16 protein-coding genes, 1 tRNA gene and 1 pseudogene are annotated in these 15,896 nt (G+C 73.8%); 10 read left to right on the top strand and 8 right to left on the bottom strand.

Features of this window, described 5'->3' with window-relative positions:
* Nucleotides 1-3: 3 nt before the first annotated feature.
* Entirely contained in the window at nt 4-438 is a 435-nt protein-coding gene (locus HNR12_RS15980; RefSeq protein ID WP_179768231.1) for an SHOCT-like domain-containing protein, read from the top strand.
* A gap of 169 nt (nt 439-607) precedes the next feature.
* On the top strand, nt 608-967 hold the full coding sequence (locus HNR12_RS15985) for a hypothetical protein (RefSeq protein ID WP_246425097.1): 360 nt from the start codon (nt 608-610) through the stop codon (nt 965-967).
* Between the two features lie 80 nt (nt 968-1,047).
* Here HNR12_RS15985 and HNR12_RS15990 read toward each other — a convergent pair whose 3' ends face one another.
* Nucleotides 1,048-2,517 (bottom strand): NAD-dependent succinate-semialdehyde dehydrogenase, encoded by a 1,470-nt coding sequence (locus HNR12_RS15990; protein WP_179768232.1) that lies wholly within the window; start codon nt 2,515-2,517, stop codon nt 1,048-1,050.
* Nucleotides 2,518-2,887: 370 nt separating this feature from the next.
* Between HNR12_RS15990 and HNR12_RS15995 the strand changes: the two genes are divergently transcribed.
* Complete coding sequence (locus HNR12_RS15995) at nt 2,888-4,156, top strand: aspartate aminotransferase family protein (RefSeq protein WP_179768233.1); 1,269 nt, start codon at nt 2,888-2,890, stop codon at nt 4,154-4,156.
* A gap of 80 nt (nt 4,157-4,236) precedes the next feature.
* Here the strand turns inward: HNR12_RS15995 and HNR12_RS16000 are convergent, their stop codons facing one another.
* The 4 genes from HNR12_RS16000 to HNR12_RS16015 all read right to left on the bottom strand — a co-directional run bounded on the left by HNR12_RS16000 (nt 4,237) and on the right by HNR12_RS16015 (nt 7,018).
* Nucleotides 4,237-4,857 carry a DJ-1/PfpI family protein gene (locus tag HNR12_RS16000; RefSeq protein ID WP_179768234.1) on the bottom strand — a complete coding sequence of 207 codons (621 nt, stop codon included), beginning with the start codon at nt 4,855-4,857 and terminating at the stop codon, nt 4,237-4,239.
* Nucleotides 4,858-4,861: 4 nt separating this feature from the next.
* Nucleotides 4,862-5,824 carry a GlxA family transcriptional regulator gene (locus HNR12_RS16005; RefSeq protein ID WP_179768235.1) on the bottom strand — a complete coding sequence of 321 codons (963 nt, stop codon included), beginning with the start codon at nt 5,822-5,824 and terminating at the stop codon, nt 4,862-4,864.
* Nucleotides 5,825-5,960: 136 nt separating this feature from the next.
* Nucleotides 5,961-6,134, bottom strand: coding sequence for a hypothetical protein (locus HNR12_RS16010; protein WP_179768236.1), 174 nt, complete (start codon nt 6,132-6,134; stop codon nt 5,961-5,963).
* Between the two features lie 113 nt (nt 6,135-6,247).
* Nucleotides 6,248-7,018 (bottom strand): SDR family oxidoreductase, encoded by a 771-nt coding sequence (locus HNR12_RS16015; RefSeq protein ID WP_179768237.1) that lies wholly within the window; start codon nt 7,016-7,018, stop codon nt 6,248-6,250.
* A 102-nt stretch (nt 7,019-7,120) separates the two neighbouring features.
* Between HNR12_RS16015 and HNR12_RS16020 the strand changes: the two genes are divergently transcribed.
* The 3 genes from HNR12_RS16020 (at nt 7,121) to HNR12_RS16030 (ending at nt 9,828) form a co-directional block, all read left to right on the top strand.
* Nucleotides 7,121-7,945 (top strand): helix-turn-helix transcriptional regulator, encoded by an 825-nt coding sequence (locus HNR12_RS16020; protein WP_179768238.1) that lies wholly within the window; start codon nt 7,121-7,123, stop codon nt 7,943-7,945.
* 64 nt (nt 7,946-8,009) lie between these two features.
* On the top strand, nt 8,010-8,690 hold the full coding sequence (locus tag HNR12_RS16025; RefSeq protein WP_179768239.1) for a hypothetical protein: 681 nt from the start codon (nt 8,010-8,012) through the stop codon (nt 8,688-8,690).
* A gap of 52 nt (nt 8,691-8,742) precedes the next feature.
* Nucleotides 8,743-9,828, top strand: a complete 1,086-nt coding sequence (locus HNR12_RS16030; protein WP_179768240.1) for an ImmA/IrrE family metallo-endopeptidase — start codon at nt 8,743-8,745, stop codon at nt 9,826-9,828.
* 188 nt (nt 9,829-10,016) lie between these two features.
* Here the strand turns inward: HNR12_RS16030 and HNR12_RS16035 are convergent, their stop codons facing one another.
* Entirely contained in the window at nt 10,017-10,241 is a 225-nt protein-coding gene (locus tag HNR12_RS16035; protein ID WP_179768241.1) for a hypothetical protein, read from the bottom strand.
* Nucleotides 10,242-10,319: 78 nt separating this feature from the next.
* A complete protein-coding gene (locus tag HNR12_RS16040; RefSeq protein WP_179768242.1) occupies nt 10,320-10,568 on the bottom strand; it encodes a DUF6343 family protein in 249 nt (82 codons plus the stop codon).
* A gap of 307 nt (nt 10,569-10,875) precedes the next feature.
* Between HNR12_RS16040 and HNR12_RS16045 the strand changes: the two genes are divergently transcribed.
* The 3 genes and pseudogenes from HNR12_RS16045 to HNR12_RS16055 all read left to right on the top strand — a co-directional run.
* Nucleotides 10,876-11,487, top strand: a complete 612-nt coding sequence (locus tag HNR12_RS16045) for an AAA family ATPase (RefSeq protein WP_179768243.1) — start codon at nt 10,876-10,878, stop codon at nt 11,485-11,487.
* An 85-nt stretch (nt 11,488-11,572) separates the two neighbouring features.
* Nucleotides 11,573-11,645, top strand: a tRNA-Arg gene (locus HNR12_RS16050).
* 473 nt (nt 11,646-12,118) lie between these two features.
* Nucleotides 12,119-12,927 (top strand): annotated as a pseudogene (locus HNR12_RS16055) (IS5 family transposase); the annotation flags it as partial.
* Here HNR12_RS16055 and HNR12_RS16060 read toward each other — a convergent pair.
* Nucleotides 12,923-14,635 carry a glycosyltransferase family 4 protein gene (locus tag HNR12_RS16060; RefSeq protein ID WP_338119771.1) on the bottom strand — a complete coding sequence of 571 codons (1,713 nt, stop codon included), beginning with the start codon at nt 14,633-14,635 and terminating at the stop codon, nt 12,923-12,925. The pseudogene HNR12_RS16055 and the gene HNR12_RS16060 sit on opposite strands and share 5 nt — an antisense overlap.
* Here HNR12_RS16060 and HNR12_RS16065 point away from each other — a divergent pair.
* Complete coding sequence (locus HNR12_RS16065) at nt 14,607-15,743, top strand: helix-turn-helix domain-containing protein (protein WP_179768245.1); 1,137 nt, start codon at nt 14,607-14,609, stop codon at nt 15,741-15,743. The genes HNR12_RS16060 and HNR12_RS16065 overlap by 29 nt on opposite strands.
* The last annotated feature ends 153 nt before the right edge of the window (nt 15,744-15,896 follow it).

The following is a 15,896-nucleotide window of genomic DNA, read 5'->3' on the forward strand; positions in this document are numbered from 1 at the left end:
GACATGAACGAGCAGCGCCGCCAGGTCCTGCAGATGCTGGCCGAGGGCAAGATCAGCGCCGACGAGGCCGACCGGCTGATCGACGCCCTCCAGACCCGGCCCGAGACCGCGCCGCCGGGCGCCGCCCCCGGCCCCAAATCCCGCCCCAAGTACCTGCGCGTGGTGGTGAACGCCGCCGACCCCTCCACGGACGAGGGCGGCGCCACCCGCGTCAACGTCCGCGTCCCCCTCCAACTCCTGCGCGCCGGGGTCCGCATCGCCAGCCTGCTGCCGCCCCAGGCCCTGGCCAAGGTCAACACCGAACTGGACAGGGCCGGGGTGCCCATCGACCTCACCGAGCTGAAGCCCCAGCACATCGAGGACCTCATCGACCACCTCGACGAGGTCAGCATCGACGTCGACGACCCCGACGCCCAGGTCCAGGTGTTCTGCGAGTAGCCGCGCCCGGCCGTGCGGCCCGCGCCGGCCGCACGGCGGCCCGACCCCCAGCACCCCCCGAACAGGAAGAAGACATGCCCACGAGCAGCACCTCCCCCACGACGGCGCGCAGCCCTACGACTGGCTGACCGACGACCTGGAGCGGCGGATCCGCACGATGTTCCGCCGGATGAGCCCGCTGGTGCGGCTGCTGCGCCCGACGGGGCTGACCCCCCGGATGACCGCCGAGGAGATGGCGCACTGCAACATCGAACTGGGCCGGATCGCCCGCGAGCGCGAACTCGGCCCCGTGCTGGACGGCATCACCGTCCCGGTGCGCTACGTGCTCGCCTCGGGGGCGTCCTTGGGCAGCAGGGGCGACGAGCAGGAGGTCATCCGCTCGGGCCTGGACCCGGTGTTCGAGCGCAAGCCCAACATCGGGCTCAGCGCGAAGGTCCCCAGCAACCACGGCGCGATCCTGCGGAAGGACTACCGCGCCGTCGCCCGGGCCGTGCGCGAGGTCGCCGCCCTGGCCCGCGACGGCGGCTGAGCCCGCGCCCCGGCGGCCTTCCGGCGGCGCGGGCCGGACTCCTGCGGCGAGGGTCCGGCCCGCTCAGCGCAGCGCGCGGCTCACAGGCCGCCGAGGCCGATGTACTTGGTCTCCAGGAACTCGTCGATGCCGACCCTGCCGCCCTCGCGGCCCAGGCCCGAGTGCTTCACGCCGCCGAAGGGGGCGGCCGGGTTGGAGACGATGCCCTGGTTCAGGCCGACCATGCCGGTCTCCAGGGCCTCCGACACCCGCAGGGCGCGGTTGAGGTTCTGCGTGTAGACGTAGCTGACCAGGCCGTACTCGGTGTCGTTGGCGGCGGCCAGCGCCTCGTCCTCGGTGTCGAAGGGGATGATCGGGGCGACCGGGCCGAAGATCTCGGTGGTGGACAGCTCGCTGGACTGCGGCACGTCGGCCAGCACGGTGGGCAGGTAGAAGTAGCCGCCGCCCTCGCCGGGCGCACCGCCGACCAGGACGCGGGCGCCGCGGCCGACGGCGTCGTCGACCAGCCCCTGCACCTTCTCGCGGGCCCTGGCGTCGATGAGCGGGCCGACCTGGACGTCGGGCTCGGTGCCCCGGCCCAGCTTGAGGGCGCCCATGCGCTCGCTGAGGCGGCGGGCGAACTCCGGCGCGATCCCCGACTGCACGTACATGCGGTTGGCGGCGGTGCACGCCTCGCCGATGTTGCGCATCTTGGCCTGCATGGCGCCCTCGACGGCGGCGTCGAGGTCGGCGTCGTCGAACACCAGGAAGGGCGCGTTGCCGCCCAGTTCCATGGAGGTCCGCAGCACCTGCTCGGCGCTCTGCTCCAGCAGCTTGCGGCCCACGGCGGTGGAGCCGGTGAAGGAGAGCTTGCGGATGCGGCCGTCGCGCAGCAGCGGCTCGGTGACCCCGCCGGCGTCGGAGGTGGGCAGCACGCTGAGCACGCCCTCGGGCAGGCCGGCCTCGCGCAGGATGTCGGCCAGCGCCAGCGCCGACAGCGGGGTCTGCTGGGCGGGCTTGAGGACCATGGTGCAGCCGGCGGCGATGGCCGGGCCGATCTTGCGGGTGCCCATGGCCATGGGGAAGTTCCACGGCGTGATCAGCATGGAGGGGCCGACGGGCTGGCGCATGATGAGAAAGCGGGACTGGCCGTTGGGCGAGACGGCGTAGTCGCCGCCGATGCGCACGGCCTCCTCGGAGAACCAGCGCAGGAACTCCGCGGCGTAGGCGATCTCGCCCTTGGCCTCGGCCAGGGGCTTGCCCATCTCCAGGGTCATCAGCAGGGCGAGGTCGTCCTGGCGCTCCATCAGGAGTTCGTAGGCCCGCCGCAGCACCTCGCCGCGGTCGCGCGGCGCCCAGGCGGCCCACGCCGGCTGCGCGGCGGCGGCCGCGTCGAGGGCGGCGAAGGCGTCCTCGACGGAGGCGTCGGCGACCTCGCACAGCACGGCCCTGGTGGAGGGGTCCTCGACCTTGAAGGTGGCCCCACCGGCGGCGTCACGCCAGGAGCCGCCGATGAAGAGCTGCTTTGCCACGCGTTCGACGACCTGCGTCTCACGTTCCGCCAACGACATTGCGGTACATCCCCTTCTCGGTTTTCGGCTCGTGCGCAACGAGGGGGCCGCGACGCGCCCGAGAAGAGCGCGGACCCCGCCGCTTACGCCTTCCCCGGTGGGTGCGCGGGCTAACCGCCGCCGGGATCATCATGCCGGGCGGACGGCGCCCAGGCCCGCGCGGGGGTAAGCGCGAACCTGGACACCGCCACACGCCGGATGATTCCATAGCTCTGTCGATTGTCAACAATCCTACGGAAGTGCTGCCGCACGCCGCCCCGGTCCCGGCGCCCGCGGCAGGCCCGCCCCCGCGCCGCGGCCCGGGGGGCGGGGGCGGGCATGGTCCGCAGCGCGCCACCGGGGCGCACCACCCACGGAATGAGGTTTGAGTATGGCTGAGCAGTCGGCCGAGCTGTCCCCCTTGCTCAAGCAGGCCACGCCCGTACTCGCCGCGCGCGGTGAGGGCGTCTACATCTACGACGAGGACGACCGCCGCTACCTCGACTTCACCGCCGGGATCGGGGTCACCAGCACCGGCCACTGCCACCCCCGCGTCGTCGAGGCCGCGCAGCGCCAGGTCGCCACCCTCATCCACGGCCAGTACACGACCGTGATGCACCGGCCGCTGCTGGCGCTCACCGAGCGGCTGGGCGGTGTGCTGCCCCGCGGCGTCGACCGGCTGTTCTTCGTCAACTCCGGCAGCGAGGCGGTGGAGGCCGCGCTGCGCCTGGCGCGCCAGGCCACCGGCCGGCAGAACGCGATCGTGTTCCAGGGCTCCTTCCACGGCCGCACCATGGCCGCCGCCTCGCTCACCACCTCCGGGGTGAAGATCCGCGCGGGCATCGGGCCGCTGATGCCGGGCGTGGTCGTCAGCCCGTTCCCCTACGCCTACCGGCTGGGCATGAGCGAGGACGCAGCCGTGGAGTACGCGCTGCGCGAGCTGGACTACCAGTTCGCCACGGTGACCTCGCCGCAGGACACCGCCGCCGTCTTCATCGAGCCGGTCCTGGGCGAGGGCGGGTACGTGCCGGTGCCGCCGGCGTTCCTGCGGGGCCTGCGCGAACGCGCCGACCGGCACGGGTTCCTGCTGGTGGCCGACGAGGTCCAGACCGGGTTCGGGCGCACCGGCCGGTTCTGGGGGCACGACCACGCCGGCATCACCCCGGACATCGTGATCACGGCCAAGGGCCTGGCCAGCGGATTCCCGCTGTCGGCGATCGCGGCCCCCAGCGCCCTGATGGAGAAGGCGTGGCCGGGGTCCCAGGGCGGCACCTACGGCGGCAACGCGGTCTCCTGCGCGGCGGCGCTGGCCACCCTCGACGTCATCGAGGAGGAGGGGCTGGTCGACAACGCCCGCGTGATGGGCGAGCGCCTGCTGGCGGGCCTGCGCGGCGTGGCCGCCGAGCACTCCGGCATCGGCGACGTCCGCGGGCTGGGCCTGATGGTGGGCAACGAGTTCACCACGGCCGACGGCCGGCCCGACACCGACACCGCCGCCCGCGCCCACCGGATCGCGGCCGACAAGGGGCTGCTGCTGCTGACCTGCGGCCCGCACGGCAACGTGGTCCGGATGATCCCGCCGCTGATCGTCACGGCCGACCAGGTCGACTCCGCCGTGGCGGTGTGGTCCGAGGCGGTCAAGGAGGCCACCGCCGGCTGACGACCGGCCCCGCCGCGACGCCGCGGCCCCGGTCCGCGCCGTGTGCGGGTGCGGACCGGGGCCGTTGCCCGTGCGGCGGGTCAGATCAGGCCGAGCGCGGCCTCGCGCAGGGCCGCGTCCGCACGCTCGGCGTTGCCGCTGTCGAAGGGCGGGTCGGGGTCGTACTCCACGACGAGCTGCACGGCGCGCGCGGTGTCGGCGCCGCTGGTCCGCGCGAGCAGCTCCAGCGCCATGTCGATGCCGGCCGACACCCCCGCCGCCGTGACCACGGTGCCGTCCACCACCACGCGCTCGCGCGCCGGCTCGGCCCCGAAGCCGGCCAGGCCGTCCACCACGCCCCAGTGGGAGGTCGCCCGACGGCCCGCCAGCACCCCCGCCGCGCCCAGGATGAGCGACCCGCTGCACACCGACGCGGTCCAGGCGGCGTGCTCGTGCGCGGCGCGGATCCAGTCCAGCAGGACCGGGTCACCCATGGCCTGGGCCGTGCCGGGGCCGCCCGGCACCAGTACCACGTCGGGCCGGGGCACGTCGGCCAGCGCGGCGGCGGCCGTCAGGGTGAGGCTCTCGCGGTCGTCGAGGACCGGGCCGGGCGCGGGGGCGGCGAAGGTGACCGTCCAGCCCGGCGCGAAGGCCAGCACCGTGTAGGGGCCGACCGCGTCCAGTGCGGTGAACCCGGGGTAGAGCGGTATCACGACGTGCATGGGATCAGTTCTCCTTCGCCTGGAACCGGCGGCGGTAGTCGCCGGGTGAGATCCGCCAGTGGCGGCGGAAGACGCGGTAGAGGGTCTCGGGGCTGCCCAGGCCCGACTCCCGGGCGACCCGGTCGAGCGGATGGGCCGTGGTCTCCAGCAGCCGCCGGGCCGCGTCGGCGCGGCTGCGCTCGACGTAGGCGCCCGGCGGCATCCCGGTCTCGCGGGTGAAGACCCGCGAGAAGTGGCGCTCGCTCATGGCGGCGCGCGCGGCCAGCGCGGGTATCCGCAGGTCGGCGCCTGGGTTGGCGTCGATGAACGCCTTCAGCTCGCGCAGGGGCTCGCTGCGCGGCGCGGGGGTGCGCACCGGCAGGCTGAACTGGTCCTGGCCGCCGGGCCGGTGCAGGTAGACGACCAGGGCGCGGGCGACCCGCGCGGCCAGTTCGTGGCCGTGGTCGTCGGCCACCAGCGCCAGCGCGAGGTCGATGCCGGAGGTGACGCCGGCCGAGGTCCACACGTCGCCGTCGCGGATGTAGATGCGGGCGGGGTCGGCCTCGGTCGCGGGGTAGCGCCGGGCGAAGTCGTCGGCGACCCACCAGTGGGTGGTGGCCCGGCGTCCGGCCAGCAGGCCCGCCTCGGCCAGCAGGAAGGCCCCGTTGCAGACCGAGGCCACGCGGCGCGCCTGGCCCGCCAGGCGGGCGACCTGCGCCACCAGCTCGCGGTCGGCCAGGTGGTCGGGCACCCCGAACCCGCCCGCCACCAGCAAGGTGTCGATCGGTCCGGTCACCTCGCGCAGGGCCGTGTCGGCGTGGACGGCGATGCCGCCGTGGGCCCGCACCGTGCCCGCGCGCACGGCGGCCGCCTCCAGCCGGTAGCCGCCGTCCGGCGCGAAGAGCCCCGCGGAGGCGAACACGTCGGCGGGGCCGGACAGGTCCAGCAGCTGGAACCGTTCGAACACCACCAGGACGACGCGCCTCATGCCGTTAATGCTGGTCGGCGGCCGGCGATGGCGTCAACGACACGAACATTGCGGAATCGGCCATGCGGCGGGCGACGGAGGCCGGGGCCAACGTCGCCGCGACCGGGCCCGCCTCGGCGGCGGACCCGGCGGCGGGTCACTTCTCCTCGAAGTCCTCCCGGCTGGTGCCCGCCTCCTCCATGGCGTCCTGCAACTCGGCCTCCAGTTCGCGCCGGGTGTCGGGCTCCCGGTCGGGGCCGTCGTCGCGGGTGCCGGGCAGCACCTGGTCGGTCTGCGGGGTCTTCTTGCCGGACTCCTCGGGCATGGTCATGGGGCTTCCCACCTTCCGTTCGGTCGGCGGCCCGCGAGGGCGGGCGCGTCGTCACGGGGCGGACCGCTACCCAGGGGCCCCGCCGCCTCACGCGGCCGGGGCGCCGGGCGTGCTCAGCGCTGGCGGGTGGGGCGGACGATGATCTCGTTGACGTCGACGTCGGCGGGCTGGTCGAGCGCGAAGCTCACGGCGCGGGCCACCGCGTCGGGGGCGATGGTGTCGGCCCGGTAGGTCTTCATCATCTCCGCGGCGCCGGGCTCGGTGATGGAGTCGGCCAGTTCGGACTCCACCACCCCGGGCGAGACCGTGGTCACCCGCACCGAGGGGTCGCTCTCCTGGCGCAGGCCCTCGGTGATGGCCCAGGCCGCGTACTTGGTGGCGGAGTAGACGGCGCTGGTGGGGACCACCTCGTGGGCGCCGACGCTGGCGATGGTGACGAAGTGGCCGCCGCCCTGGGCGGTGAAGACGGGCAGCGCGGCGGCGATGCCGTGCAGCAGGCCGCGCACGTTGACGTCGATCATCCGGTCCCACTCCTCGACCAGCAGGGAGTCCAGGCGGGACAGCGGCATGACGCCCGCGTTGGCGACCAGCGCGTCGACCCGGCCGTGGCGGGCGCGGGCGGCCTCGACGAAGGCCGCGGTGTCGGCGCGGTCGGTCACGTCCAGCCGCACGGCCAGCAGGCTGCCGCCCGAGAGCGCGGCGGAGTCGGCGGTGCGCCGGGCGAGGGCGTCCAGGCGGTCGGTGCGGCGGGCGCCCGCCACGACGTGGTGGCCCTGGGCCACCAGGCGGACGGCGATCGCCTCGCCGATGCCGCTGCTGGCACCGGTGACCAGGACGACGCGGGGCTGCTGTGCCGGCGTAGTCGGGATGTCGGTTGTGTCCATGGCATCGACTCTGCCGGTGCGGCCGGGGCCGAGGAAGGGCGCCGTTGTCCTGGGTGCGCTGTGCCCAGGCTCGGTGCGGGCGCGCCGCCTAGGGTGGGCGCCATGAGCGAACTCGGGGAGTACCTGCGCGCCCGGCGCGGGCGCATCACGCCCGAGCGGGCGGGCCTGGTGAGCACGGGCCGGCGCCGCGTCAGCGGGCTGCGCCGCGAGGAGGTCGCGCTGCTGGCGGGGATGAGCGCCGACTACTACACCCGGCTGGAGCAGGGACGGGAGCGCACGCCGTCGGCCCAGGTGGTCGACGCCCTGGCGGCGGCGCTGCGCCTGGACGAGGACGGCCGGCAGCACCTCTTCCGCCTGGCCGGGCTGGCGCCGCGCGCCCGGTCGGGCGCCGTGCCCGACCGGGTGGACCACGGCCTGCTGCGGCTGATGGACGCCTGGCCCGACAACCCGGCGATGGTCTACAACCCCGCCTACGACGTGCTGGCCGCCAACGCGATCGCCGACGCGCTGTTCAGCGGCTGGGCGCACTCGCGCAACCTGCTGCTCGTGGTGTTCACCGACCCGGCCGCGCGGTCCTTCTACCGCGACTGGGACGTGGTGGCGCGCAACGCGGTCGCCGGGTTCCGGCTGGGCCACGGCCACGCGCCCGAGCACCCGCGCGTGCGCGAGGTGCTGGCCGAACTGCTGGCGACCAGCCCGGAGTTCGCGGCGCTGTGGTCCTCCCACGAGGCGCGGGGCAAGGCGCCGGAGAGCAAGCGGTTCCTCCATCCCGAGGTGGGTCCGCTGGAGCTGACCATGCAGACCTTCGACGTGCGGTCCAGCCCCGGGCAGGAACTGGTGGTCTACCACGCCGAGCCGGGGTCCTCCAGTGCCGAGGCGCTGTCCCTGCTGGGCTCGCTCGCCGCGACGGCCCGGCGGGACGCCTAGCGGGTTGAAGATCTCCGACCGCGAATGCGGTAGCGTTTCTTCAACCCCGAGACCGGAGGAACGCATGCTGCCCGATCCGCACGGCGATCTGGACCTCCACCGCCTCCACTCCCGCCTGGCACATATCGGCACCTCGTGGCGCGTCCTGGAGCGCGCCATCCGCATGGGCGAGGCCGGCTGGCGCCAGGCCACCCCCAACCACAGCGCCGGCGCGGCGGGCCGGTTCGGCTACGAGGCGCGGCTGTCGGCCCTGCGCGAGGGCCAGAAGTCGGAGTTCGGCTGGGACAACGCCCGCCTGATGCAGATCGACCTCACCGTGAACCCCGAGCGCACCACGGCCATCCAGACCATGCTGGGCAACTCCGCCACCGGCCACCCCGCCGAGACCCCGCGCAACCTGCACCCGCGCGGGCCCAACGGCCAGGTGCTGCTCGCGCAGGGCGGCGGCGACCAGCTCGCGCTCTTCGACGCCGAGCCGCTGCGCGCGCCGGGCGACGAGGTCCAACTCGACGGCGCCGACCACCCCGAGGTCTGGGTGCTGCTGGTCAACCGGATGACCCGGCCCGGCGACGACACCGTGTACTGGCACAGCGAGCTGTCGCTCCCCCGGCCCACGAACGAACAGGGGTACATTACCGACTGGATCGAGCGCCTCCCGCTGCCGGTCGTCGCGGCCGGACCGGTCGTCTTCCCCGACGAAGGCGAGGTGCCGGGCGGGCTCGTCATCCCGGTGGACTTCCGCTGAGGCGGTCCACCGCCCGGCCACCACCCACCACACGACAGGGCGCACACCACACATGGTCACCCCTTCCCGCATCCAACTCGCCCGCGAACGGCGAGCGGTGACCCTGGCGCAGCTCTCGCGGACCTGCGGGATCTCCCAGCAGAGCCTGTCGCGCTACGAGAACGCGCGCGCCGAGCCCTCGGCCGGCACCCTGGCCGCGATCGCCGCGGCGCTGCGGTTCCCGGTCGCGTTCTTCACCGCCGAGGACATCGAGGAGGTCGGCTCGGAGGCCGTGGCGTTCCGCGCCCGCACCAAGACCTCGATGCGCAAGCAGAAGGCGGTGCGGGCGAGCGCGGCGCTGGGCGTGCAGCTGCGCCACTGGCTGGCCGAGCGGTTCGCGCTGCCCGAGCCCGACGTGCCCACCCTGGGGCGGCCCGCGCCCGACGTGGCCGCCGAGATCGTGCGCTCGCGCTGGGGGCTGGGCGAGGCCGCGGCGCCCAACATGGTGCACCTGCTGGAGGCGCACGGGGTGTGCGTGTTCTCGCTCGACCCCGAGCACGAGGAGGTCGACGCCTTCAGCTTCTGGCGCGACTCCACCCCTTACGTGTTCCTCAGCACCGGCAAGACCGCCGAGCGCGGCCGGTTCGACGCCGCCCACGAACTGGGGCACCTGGTGATGCACGGCCAGGAGCGGCCGCTGACGGGGCCCGACGCCGAGCGCGAGGCCAACCAGTTCGCCAGCGCGTTCCTGATGCCCCGGGCCGACGTGCTCGCGCGCATGCCCTCGGGCGCGCAGGTCGACCAGATCCTGAAGGCGCGGACCATCTGGCGGGTGTCGGCGATGGCGCTGACCCACCGGATGCACGACCTCGGGCTGCTGAGCGACTGGCAGTACCGGTCGACGTGCGCGCAGCTGGCGGAGCTGGGCTACCGGCGCGGCGAGCCCGACGGGATCCCCCGCGAGACCTCGCAGGTGCTGACCAAGGCGTTCCAGCGGCTGCGCCGCACAGGGGTGTCGGCGGCGCAGGTGGCCGCCGAGCTGCACATCCCGGTCGAGGAGCTGAACACGCTGCTGTTCGGCCTCGCCTTCACCGCCCGCGAGGGGGCGGCCGCCCGCACCGCCCCGCCGGGCCCCCGGGCGCGCCTGCGGGTGCTGTAGCGGGGCGCCCGCGGAGATCGGCGCGGCCGCGCGCGGCAGGAGGGGCGGCAACCCCGGCCCGACCGCGCGATCGGGCGAGGGGCGGAGCGTGCGCGGCCGGGGTCCGGAGTGGGGCGGGCGCGAAGGAGGCCGAGAGGGCGCGGCCGCTCGCGGCGGGCCGGCGGCCCGCGGGGCCTTCAGCCGGGGTTTCAGGCGTGCGGCGGCACGTCGGCGTCGGGGTCCTCCAGCACCGAGCGGTCCTCGGTCTCCCCGTCGGCGGGGACCGAGGTGGGCACACCGGTACCGGTGGCCTTGCGGCCGTGCTCGCGCGCCTCCTCCTGCGACGGCGACTCCTCCTCGTCGCGCAGCACGGGCGCGAACTCGCGGTCGTGGGTCTCCTCGGGCTCGTGGCCCAGCGGTTCGGATTCGGACACCTCGCCACCTCCTCAGCGGTCATCCCAAGCGGGCGGCCCGGACCGCGCGTGCCATGCGGGCGGGCCGATGGACGGCGATCACTCGAACAGCGAACCGTGTCCGGGCCCGCGCTGCCGGCGGCGGCGCTGGACGACCACGATGTCGACCACGCCGACCACCGCGAGGGCCCACAGGACGACGGCCAGGACCGGGAACCCGGCGGCCCACGCCACCACGCCGAGGGCCACGCAGATGACGGCCCCCAGCGCGGCCAGCACCAGGCGCAGGTTCAGCGCGCTGTAGGGGCGATCGTGGGAACCGCGCGGCCGATCGCGCCAAGAGGACACGGGACCTCCTCCCTTCGCCTCGGCTCTCCACCGTCCGTGGGTGCACCGCTGCCCGGAGAAGGCCCGGCAATGCACACCCGCGGTCGCCCCTGTGGACGACCGCGGCGGCCCGCCCGGCACCACGGCCGCCTTGGCCGCAGCGTGCCGCTCACCCCAGGGAGGTCTACCAGGCGCTCCCGGCCCGTCCGGTTCCCGACGGCCGCGCCGCGCGCCGACCGGCGGCACCGTGCCGAAAACCGGATGCGCCCCGCCCGGCCCCGATGCGACGATGCCGCCGCACCGCACGCGGAGACCATGAGGGAGCGGCATGGCGAACGACGGCAGCGCGCAGGCCCCGGACCCCGGCTGCCTGATCCTGACGGGCATGCCCGGAGCGGGGAAGTCGACTTCGGCCCCGCTGGTGGCCGCCCACTTCCCGCGCGCGGCGCACATCAGCGGCGACGTGCTGTCCTACATGGTCGTCCAGGGCCGGGTCGGGTTCACCGGCACCCCGCCCGAGGAGGCCGACCGCCAGCTCCTGCTGTGCCTCCGCAACATGTGCACCCTGGCGAACAACTTCGCCGAGAACGGCGTGTTCCCGATCCTCGAGTACACCATCGACAACCGCCGCCTGCTCGACCACATGCTGGCCCTCCTGCGCCCCCGCCCGGTCATGCTCGTCGTCCTGGCCCCGCCGCTGGAGGTCTGCCTGGCCCGCAACGCCGCCCGCCCGCCTCGCGAGCGCGTGGACCTCGACTACTCCCCCTACTACCGCGCGATGGAGCACAACCTGGCCGGCGTCGGCTGGTGGCTGGACACCGCCACGATGACCCCGGAGCAGACCGCCGCGACCATCGCCCACCACGCCCAAGAGAAGGCCACCGTCGAGCCCCCGCCCTCCCCGTGTCACGCTCCTCACGTCCCCCGCCCCCACCGTTAATGTGGCGAAACCGCCCTGTGCCCCGTGGTAGAGTCATACACGTCTTCCAGGGGAACGCCCCACCGGAGACCACAACTCAAAACCGGCACTCGTAGCTCAATGGATAGAGCATCTGACTACGGATCAGAAGGTTGGGGGTTCGAATCCTCCCGAGTGCGCAACGCGCAAGCGCAGCAGCGAGGCTCCGACCAGCGAATACAGGTCGAAGCCTCGTTGCGTTTCCTCTACCGTCAACGCCACCGACTCCCAGGGGGACGGAATGGGGACGGATTTCGCCGGTGCGTGCTCACCGGCCACCCCACCCAGACCCCCAAATCCGTCCGTCCCCGGGGACGGAAACTCCGTTTTTCAGGTGACGTGCAACACTCCACCCCGTGTGCGCCGACCACGCAGCCGTGATCTCCACCACGACATGAACAGGCGCCTCCAAGCAGTGCCAGTGACCGGTTCAGGCACCGTGGAGGGCGCCCCTCGGGAACGCACCGTTGGGGTAGCGGCAACAACTGTCCGTTTTTTGCCAGCACTGGCCAGGCCGGGAACCCGGTCTATGGGTTGCTGGAACGCCGGCTCCTAGGTCCTGTTTTTTGAAAGGTCTGCGGGGCGGGCTGGTCTTCGGTAATCCTTGGGATCCATGGTCCGACGCCATGAACTCACCGAGGCCGAGTGGGACCTGCTCGCCCCGCTCATGCCCGCCCACCCCCGCAAAGGCAAGCGGTGGGCCGACCACCGCCGCGTCATCAACGCCATCCTCTACCGCACCAGGACAGGCATCCCCTGGCGCGACCTGCCCGAACGCTACGGCCCCTGGGAAACCGCCGCCGGACGCCACCGCCGCTGGTGCCTGGACGGCACCTGGCAGCGCATCGCCGACCGGCTGCGCATCGACGCCCTCACCGGCGCCGAACTCACCGCCGGTATCGACTCCACCGTGATCCGCGCCCACCACCACGCCGCCGGAGCCCCAAAAAAGGGGAGGCGGCCCGGGACGAAGGGGACAGGGCCCAAGCACTCGGGCGCTCGCGGGGCGGCTGGTCCACCAAGCTCCACCTGATCGCCGACACCCGCCGGCGGCCGCTGGTCCTGGCCCTCACCCCCGGCCAGCACGCCGACACGGTGATGCTGCGGCCTCTGCTGGAGCGGCTGCGCCTGGCGCGCTCCGGGGGGCGGGCGCGCACCCGCCTGGACCGGTTGCTGGGCGATAAGGCCTACTCCAGCCGCGCCAACCGGTCCTACCTGCGCCGGCGCAAGACCAAGGCGACCATCGCCGAGCCCGCCGACCAGCGGGCCAACCGGCTGCGGCGCGGTTCGGCGGGCGGCAGGCCCCCGTCCTTCGACCGGGAGGCCTACCGCTTGCGCAACACCGTCGAGCGCGCGATCAACCTGCTCAAGCAGAACCGCGCGGTGGCCACCCGCTATGACAAGCGGGCCGTGATCTTCAACAAACACTGCCTAGGGCGGGGGCGCGCACCCCGGTGGAGTGGCGCCGACGGTTCACCCGCTCCTCCTCCACATGGGCCAGGACGCGGCCGTCCTCGTCGACCAGGCAGGCGGCCGGGTCGTGGTAGACGGTGCAGCCGGCGTTGACGCCGAGGATGTAGTTTCTGCTCATCGTGATCCTTTCCCGGCCACCGTGCGCGCGGCCGCGCTGCGGGCGATAGCGTCGCTGTAGCCGTCGAACATGGCTTCGAGGGAGAGTTGGCGGGCGCGGGCGCGGGCCCGCCGCGCCGATGCGGGCCCGGGCACGGTCATCGGTCAGGAGCCGGTGCAGCGCCTGGGCGAGGGCGGCCGGGTCGCGCGGGGGCACCAGCAGTCCCGAGACGCCGTGGTCGATGTACTCGGCCGGGCCGCCGTGGGCGGTGGACACCACCGGGACGCCGGCCAGCATCGCCTCGACGTTGGCGTAGCCGAACGGCTCGGGGGCTCGGCTGGGCAGCACGGCGATGTCGGCGCCGGTGTAGCAGGAGGCGACCTCCTCGGCGTCGAGTTCGTCGAGCAGCACGACGCGGCCTTGCAGACCGGACCGGGCGATCATGGCGGCCAGGTCACGGCTGTAGTGGGGGGTGCGGGTGTCGACCATGCCGGCGCCGTTGAAGACGACGACGGCGTTGTCAAGTTGCCCGCGGTCGTTGAGCAGGCGTGCGGCCTCGATGACGTCGGCGTGGCCTTTCCAGGGGACGCGGCGGGCCGACACCAGCACCACGCGTCCTGGGGGCAGGCCGTTGCGGGCGCGGACCCGGTCGAAGACTCGCCCGCGTCGCGCCAGGTCCAGCCGCTGTTCGAACCGGCGGGTGTCCAGGCCGTTGAGGACGGTGCGCACCGCCCAGCCGGGGACCCCGGCCGCCACCAGGGCGCGGCGGATCGAGTCCGAGACCGCGATCAGTTCCAGTCGGCGCCCCTGCGCGATGCGCTGGGCCAGGTAGGCGAAGCGGCTCTGGGTCCCCTCGGCGTCATGGATGACGCCGGTCACCGCGACCTCGCCCAGGCCCCCCAGCAGCCCCCACTCCTCGGCTTTGAGCACGCCGACCAGGGGGTTGATGTTTTGCGCCAGCAGGATGGGGATGGCGGCGGCGTGCACGGCGTCGGCGTACTGCTGGGCCAGACTGCGCCACACCGGGTTGGCCGGGTCGGTGATGGTGGCCTCGAAGTAGTGGTGGACGCGGTGGGGGCATTTGGCCCCGGTGACGGGGTCGCGCAGGTACTGCGGCAGGGCCGAGGCGATGCCCCACAGCGGCGCGGCGAGCCCCTCGGGCACGAGAAGGGTGCCCTGGGGGCCGGGGCGGGCGGCGCCGGTCTGGGTCAGGGCCAGCCGGGTGGCGGGGTGGCGGTCGGCGATGCCTCGGAGGAGGTGGTGGGTGTGCTCGACGAGTCCGGTCTGGCGGGCGGGTTTGGCCGTGCCGTCGGCGAGCGTGCCGCGCACGTCGTAGGTGAGCACATGGAGTGAATCGGGAAACGCGGGGACCATGGTGTCCTCCCACCGGCGTCGGGTAGTCGCGACGCCACCCAGCCTCCCGCCGCGCGGCCGGCCCGTCATGATGGCGTTTCGGGAAGGGAGCGGAAGATCAGGGAAGACCGCGGAAGAAGCAGTGGCCGCCCCCGGAGCCAAGAGCGAGAATCCCGTCATGGCCCCGTCGTCTTGGCCCCACCGCATCCAGCGCGCCCGACGCGACCGCGGGTGGGGTGTGCAGCGCCTGGCGCGGGAGCTGCGCAAGGCCGCCGGCCCCGAGAGCGCCACCACCGACAGCCTGATGCGCAGCATCCGCAACTGGGAGAACGGGCTTTACGTTCCCTCCGAACGAAACCGGCTCCTGCTGCACCGCGTCTTGGACATCGGCGTCGAGGACACCGCCCCCACCCCACCCCTGCCTCCCGACGCGTTGCGCCGCAGCGGTGAGGGGGCCGAGGAGGAGCTGCGCCGGACCACCGCCGACCTGATCCGCCTTGACGGAATGCACGGCGGCGGCGCCGTCGTCGACCTCGCGGTGCGCGCCGCCAACCGGGCCCGCGACACGGCCGCCTCCTCTGACGAACGGGGGCTGCGCGGCCGCCTGTCAGCGGTCAGCGAGGCCGAGCAGGTCGCCGGGTGGGCGGCCTACGACGCCGACCGCCAGGACCTGTGCGCACATCTCACCTCGCGCGCCCTGCAAACGGCCGCCCTGGCCGGCGACAGCTCTGCCGAACTGATGGCGCTGTCGCAGATGGCGATGTGGGCCGTGCAGACCGGGGAGGCCTCCTGCGCCCGCCAGACCAGTGAACACGCCCTGGCCCGGGAGTTGCCGCCCCGTGTGCGGGTGCTGTTCGAGGTGAGGCTGGCACGCGCGCTGGGGCTGCACGGCGAGCGCATCCGAGCCCTGGCGATGATCCGCCAGGCCCGCGCACGGTTCGACGACGGCCCCTCGCGCCACGACCCGGCCTGGGCGTGGTGGCTCGATGAGGGCGAGCTGACCTGGCACCACGGCATGATCCACGCCAGCATGGGCGAGTGGGGCCAGGCCGGTGAGCTCTTCGCCGCCGCCTGCGCCCATCGCCGCCCGGGACGGGGGCGCTACAACGACGCCGTCCACCTGTCCGCGGCTCTGGTACGCACACGGCAGTGGGCCGAGGCCGAACGCGTGGTCGTTCAGGACGTGGCCCAAACGGCTCCGCTCATCACCTCCCTGCGTATCCGCCATCTCCTGGCCAGGATCACCGCCGTGGTCCCCGCTGAGCCCCGCACCGACACGCTCGGCCAGGCGCTGCGCGCAGCACTCCGATCATGACACCGCAAACAAGGGCGACGCCCTCCTCGGTCCTGTAGCGCGACTACGACTGCTGAGCAGGTATACGCTCTGGCCTGTTCCGGCCACATCGTCCGAACCGCTGCGCGGTCGCCCTCAACCCGGGAATGCTGCTGGTGGCCCGTGCCCTGAGTC

The organism is Streptomonospora nanhaiensis, from assembly GCF_013410565.1.
GTDB classification, from domain to species: Bacteria; Actinomycetota; Actinomycetes; order Streptosporangiales; family Streptosporangiaceae; genus Streptomonospora; species Streptomonospora nanhaiensis.

Bases quoted from the DNA above. Each gene is read 5' to 3' on its own strand.
- HNR12_RS15995 (WP_179768233.1), top strand. From the start codon at position 2,888: ATGGCTGAGCAGTCGGCCGAGCTGTCCCCCTTGCTCAAGCAGGCCACG.
- HNR12_RS15980 (WP_179768231.1), top strand. From the start codon at position 4: ATGAACGAGCAGCGCCGCCAGGTCCTGCAGATGCTGGCCGAGGGCAAG.
- HNR12_RS16065 (WP_179768245.1), top strand. From the start codon at position 14,607: ATGGCCCCGTCGTCTTGGCCCCACCGCATCCAGCGCGCCCGACGCGAC.
- HNR12_RS16000 (WP_179768234.1), bottom strand. From the start codon at position 4,857: ATGCACGTCGTGATACCGCTCTACCCCGGGTTCACCGCACTGGACGCG.
- HNR12_RS16020 (WP_179768238.1), top strand. From the start codon at position 7,121: ATGAGCGAACTCGGGGAGTACCTGCGCGCCCGGCGCGGGCGCATCACG.
- HNR12_RS16025 (WP_179768239.1), top strand. From the start codon at position 8,010: ATGCTGCCCGATCCGCACGGCGATCTGGACCTCCACCGCCTCCACTCC.
- HNR12_RS16005 (WP_179768235.1), bottom strand. From the start codon at position 5,824: ATGAGGCGCGTCGTCCTGGTGGTGTTCGAACGGTTCCAGCTGCTGGAC.
- HNR12_RS16060 (WP_338119771.1), bottom strand. From the start codon at position 14,635: ATGCGGTGGGGCCAAGACGACGGGGCCATGACGGGATTCTCGCTCTTG.
- HNR12_RS16045 (WP_179768243.1), top strand. From the start codon at position 10,876: ATGGCGAACGACGGCAGCGCGCAGGCCCCGGACCCCGGCTGCCTGATC.
- HNR12_RS16015 (WP_179768237.1), bottom strand. From the start codon at position 7,018: ATGGACACAACCGACATCCCGACTACGCCGGCACAGCAGCCCCGCGTC.
- HNR12_RS16030 (WP_179768240.1), top strand. From the start codon at position 8,743: ATGGTCACCCCTTCCCGCATCCAACTCGCCCGCGAACGGCGAGCGGTG.
- HNR12_RS15990 (WP_179768232.1), bottom strand. From the start codon at position 2,517: ATGTCGTTGGCGGAACGTGAGACGCAGGTCGTCGAACGCGTGGCAAAG.
- HNR12_RS16010 (WP_179768236.1), bottom strand. From the start codon at position 6,134: ATGACCATGCCCGAGGAGTCCGGCAAGAAGACCCCGCAGACCGACCAG.
- HNR12_RS15985 (WP_246425097.1), top strand. From the start codon at position 608: ATGAGCCCGCTGGTGCGGCTGCTGCGCCCGACGGGGCTGACCCCCCGG.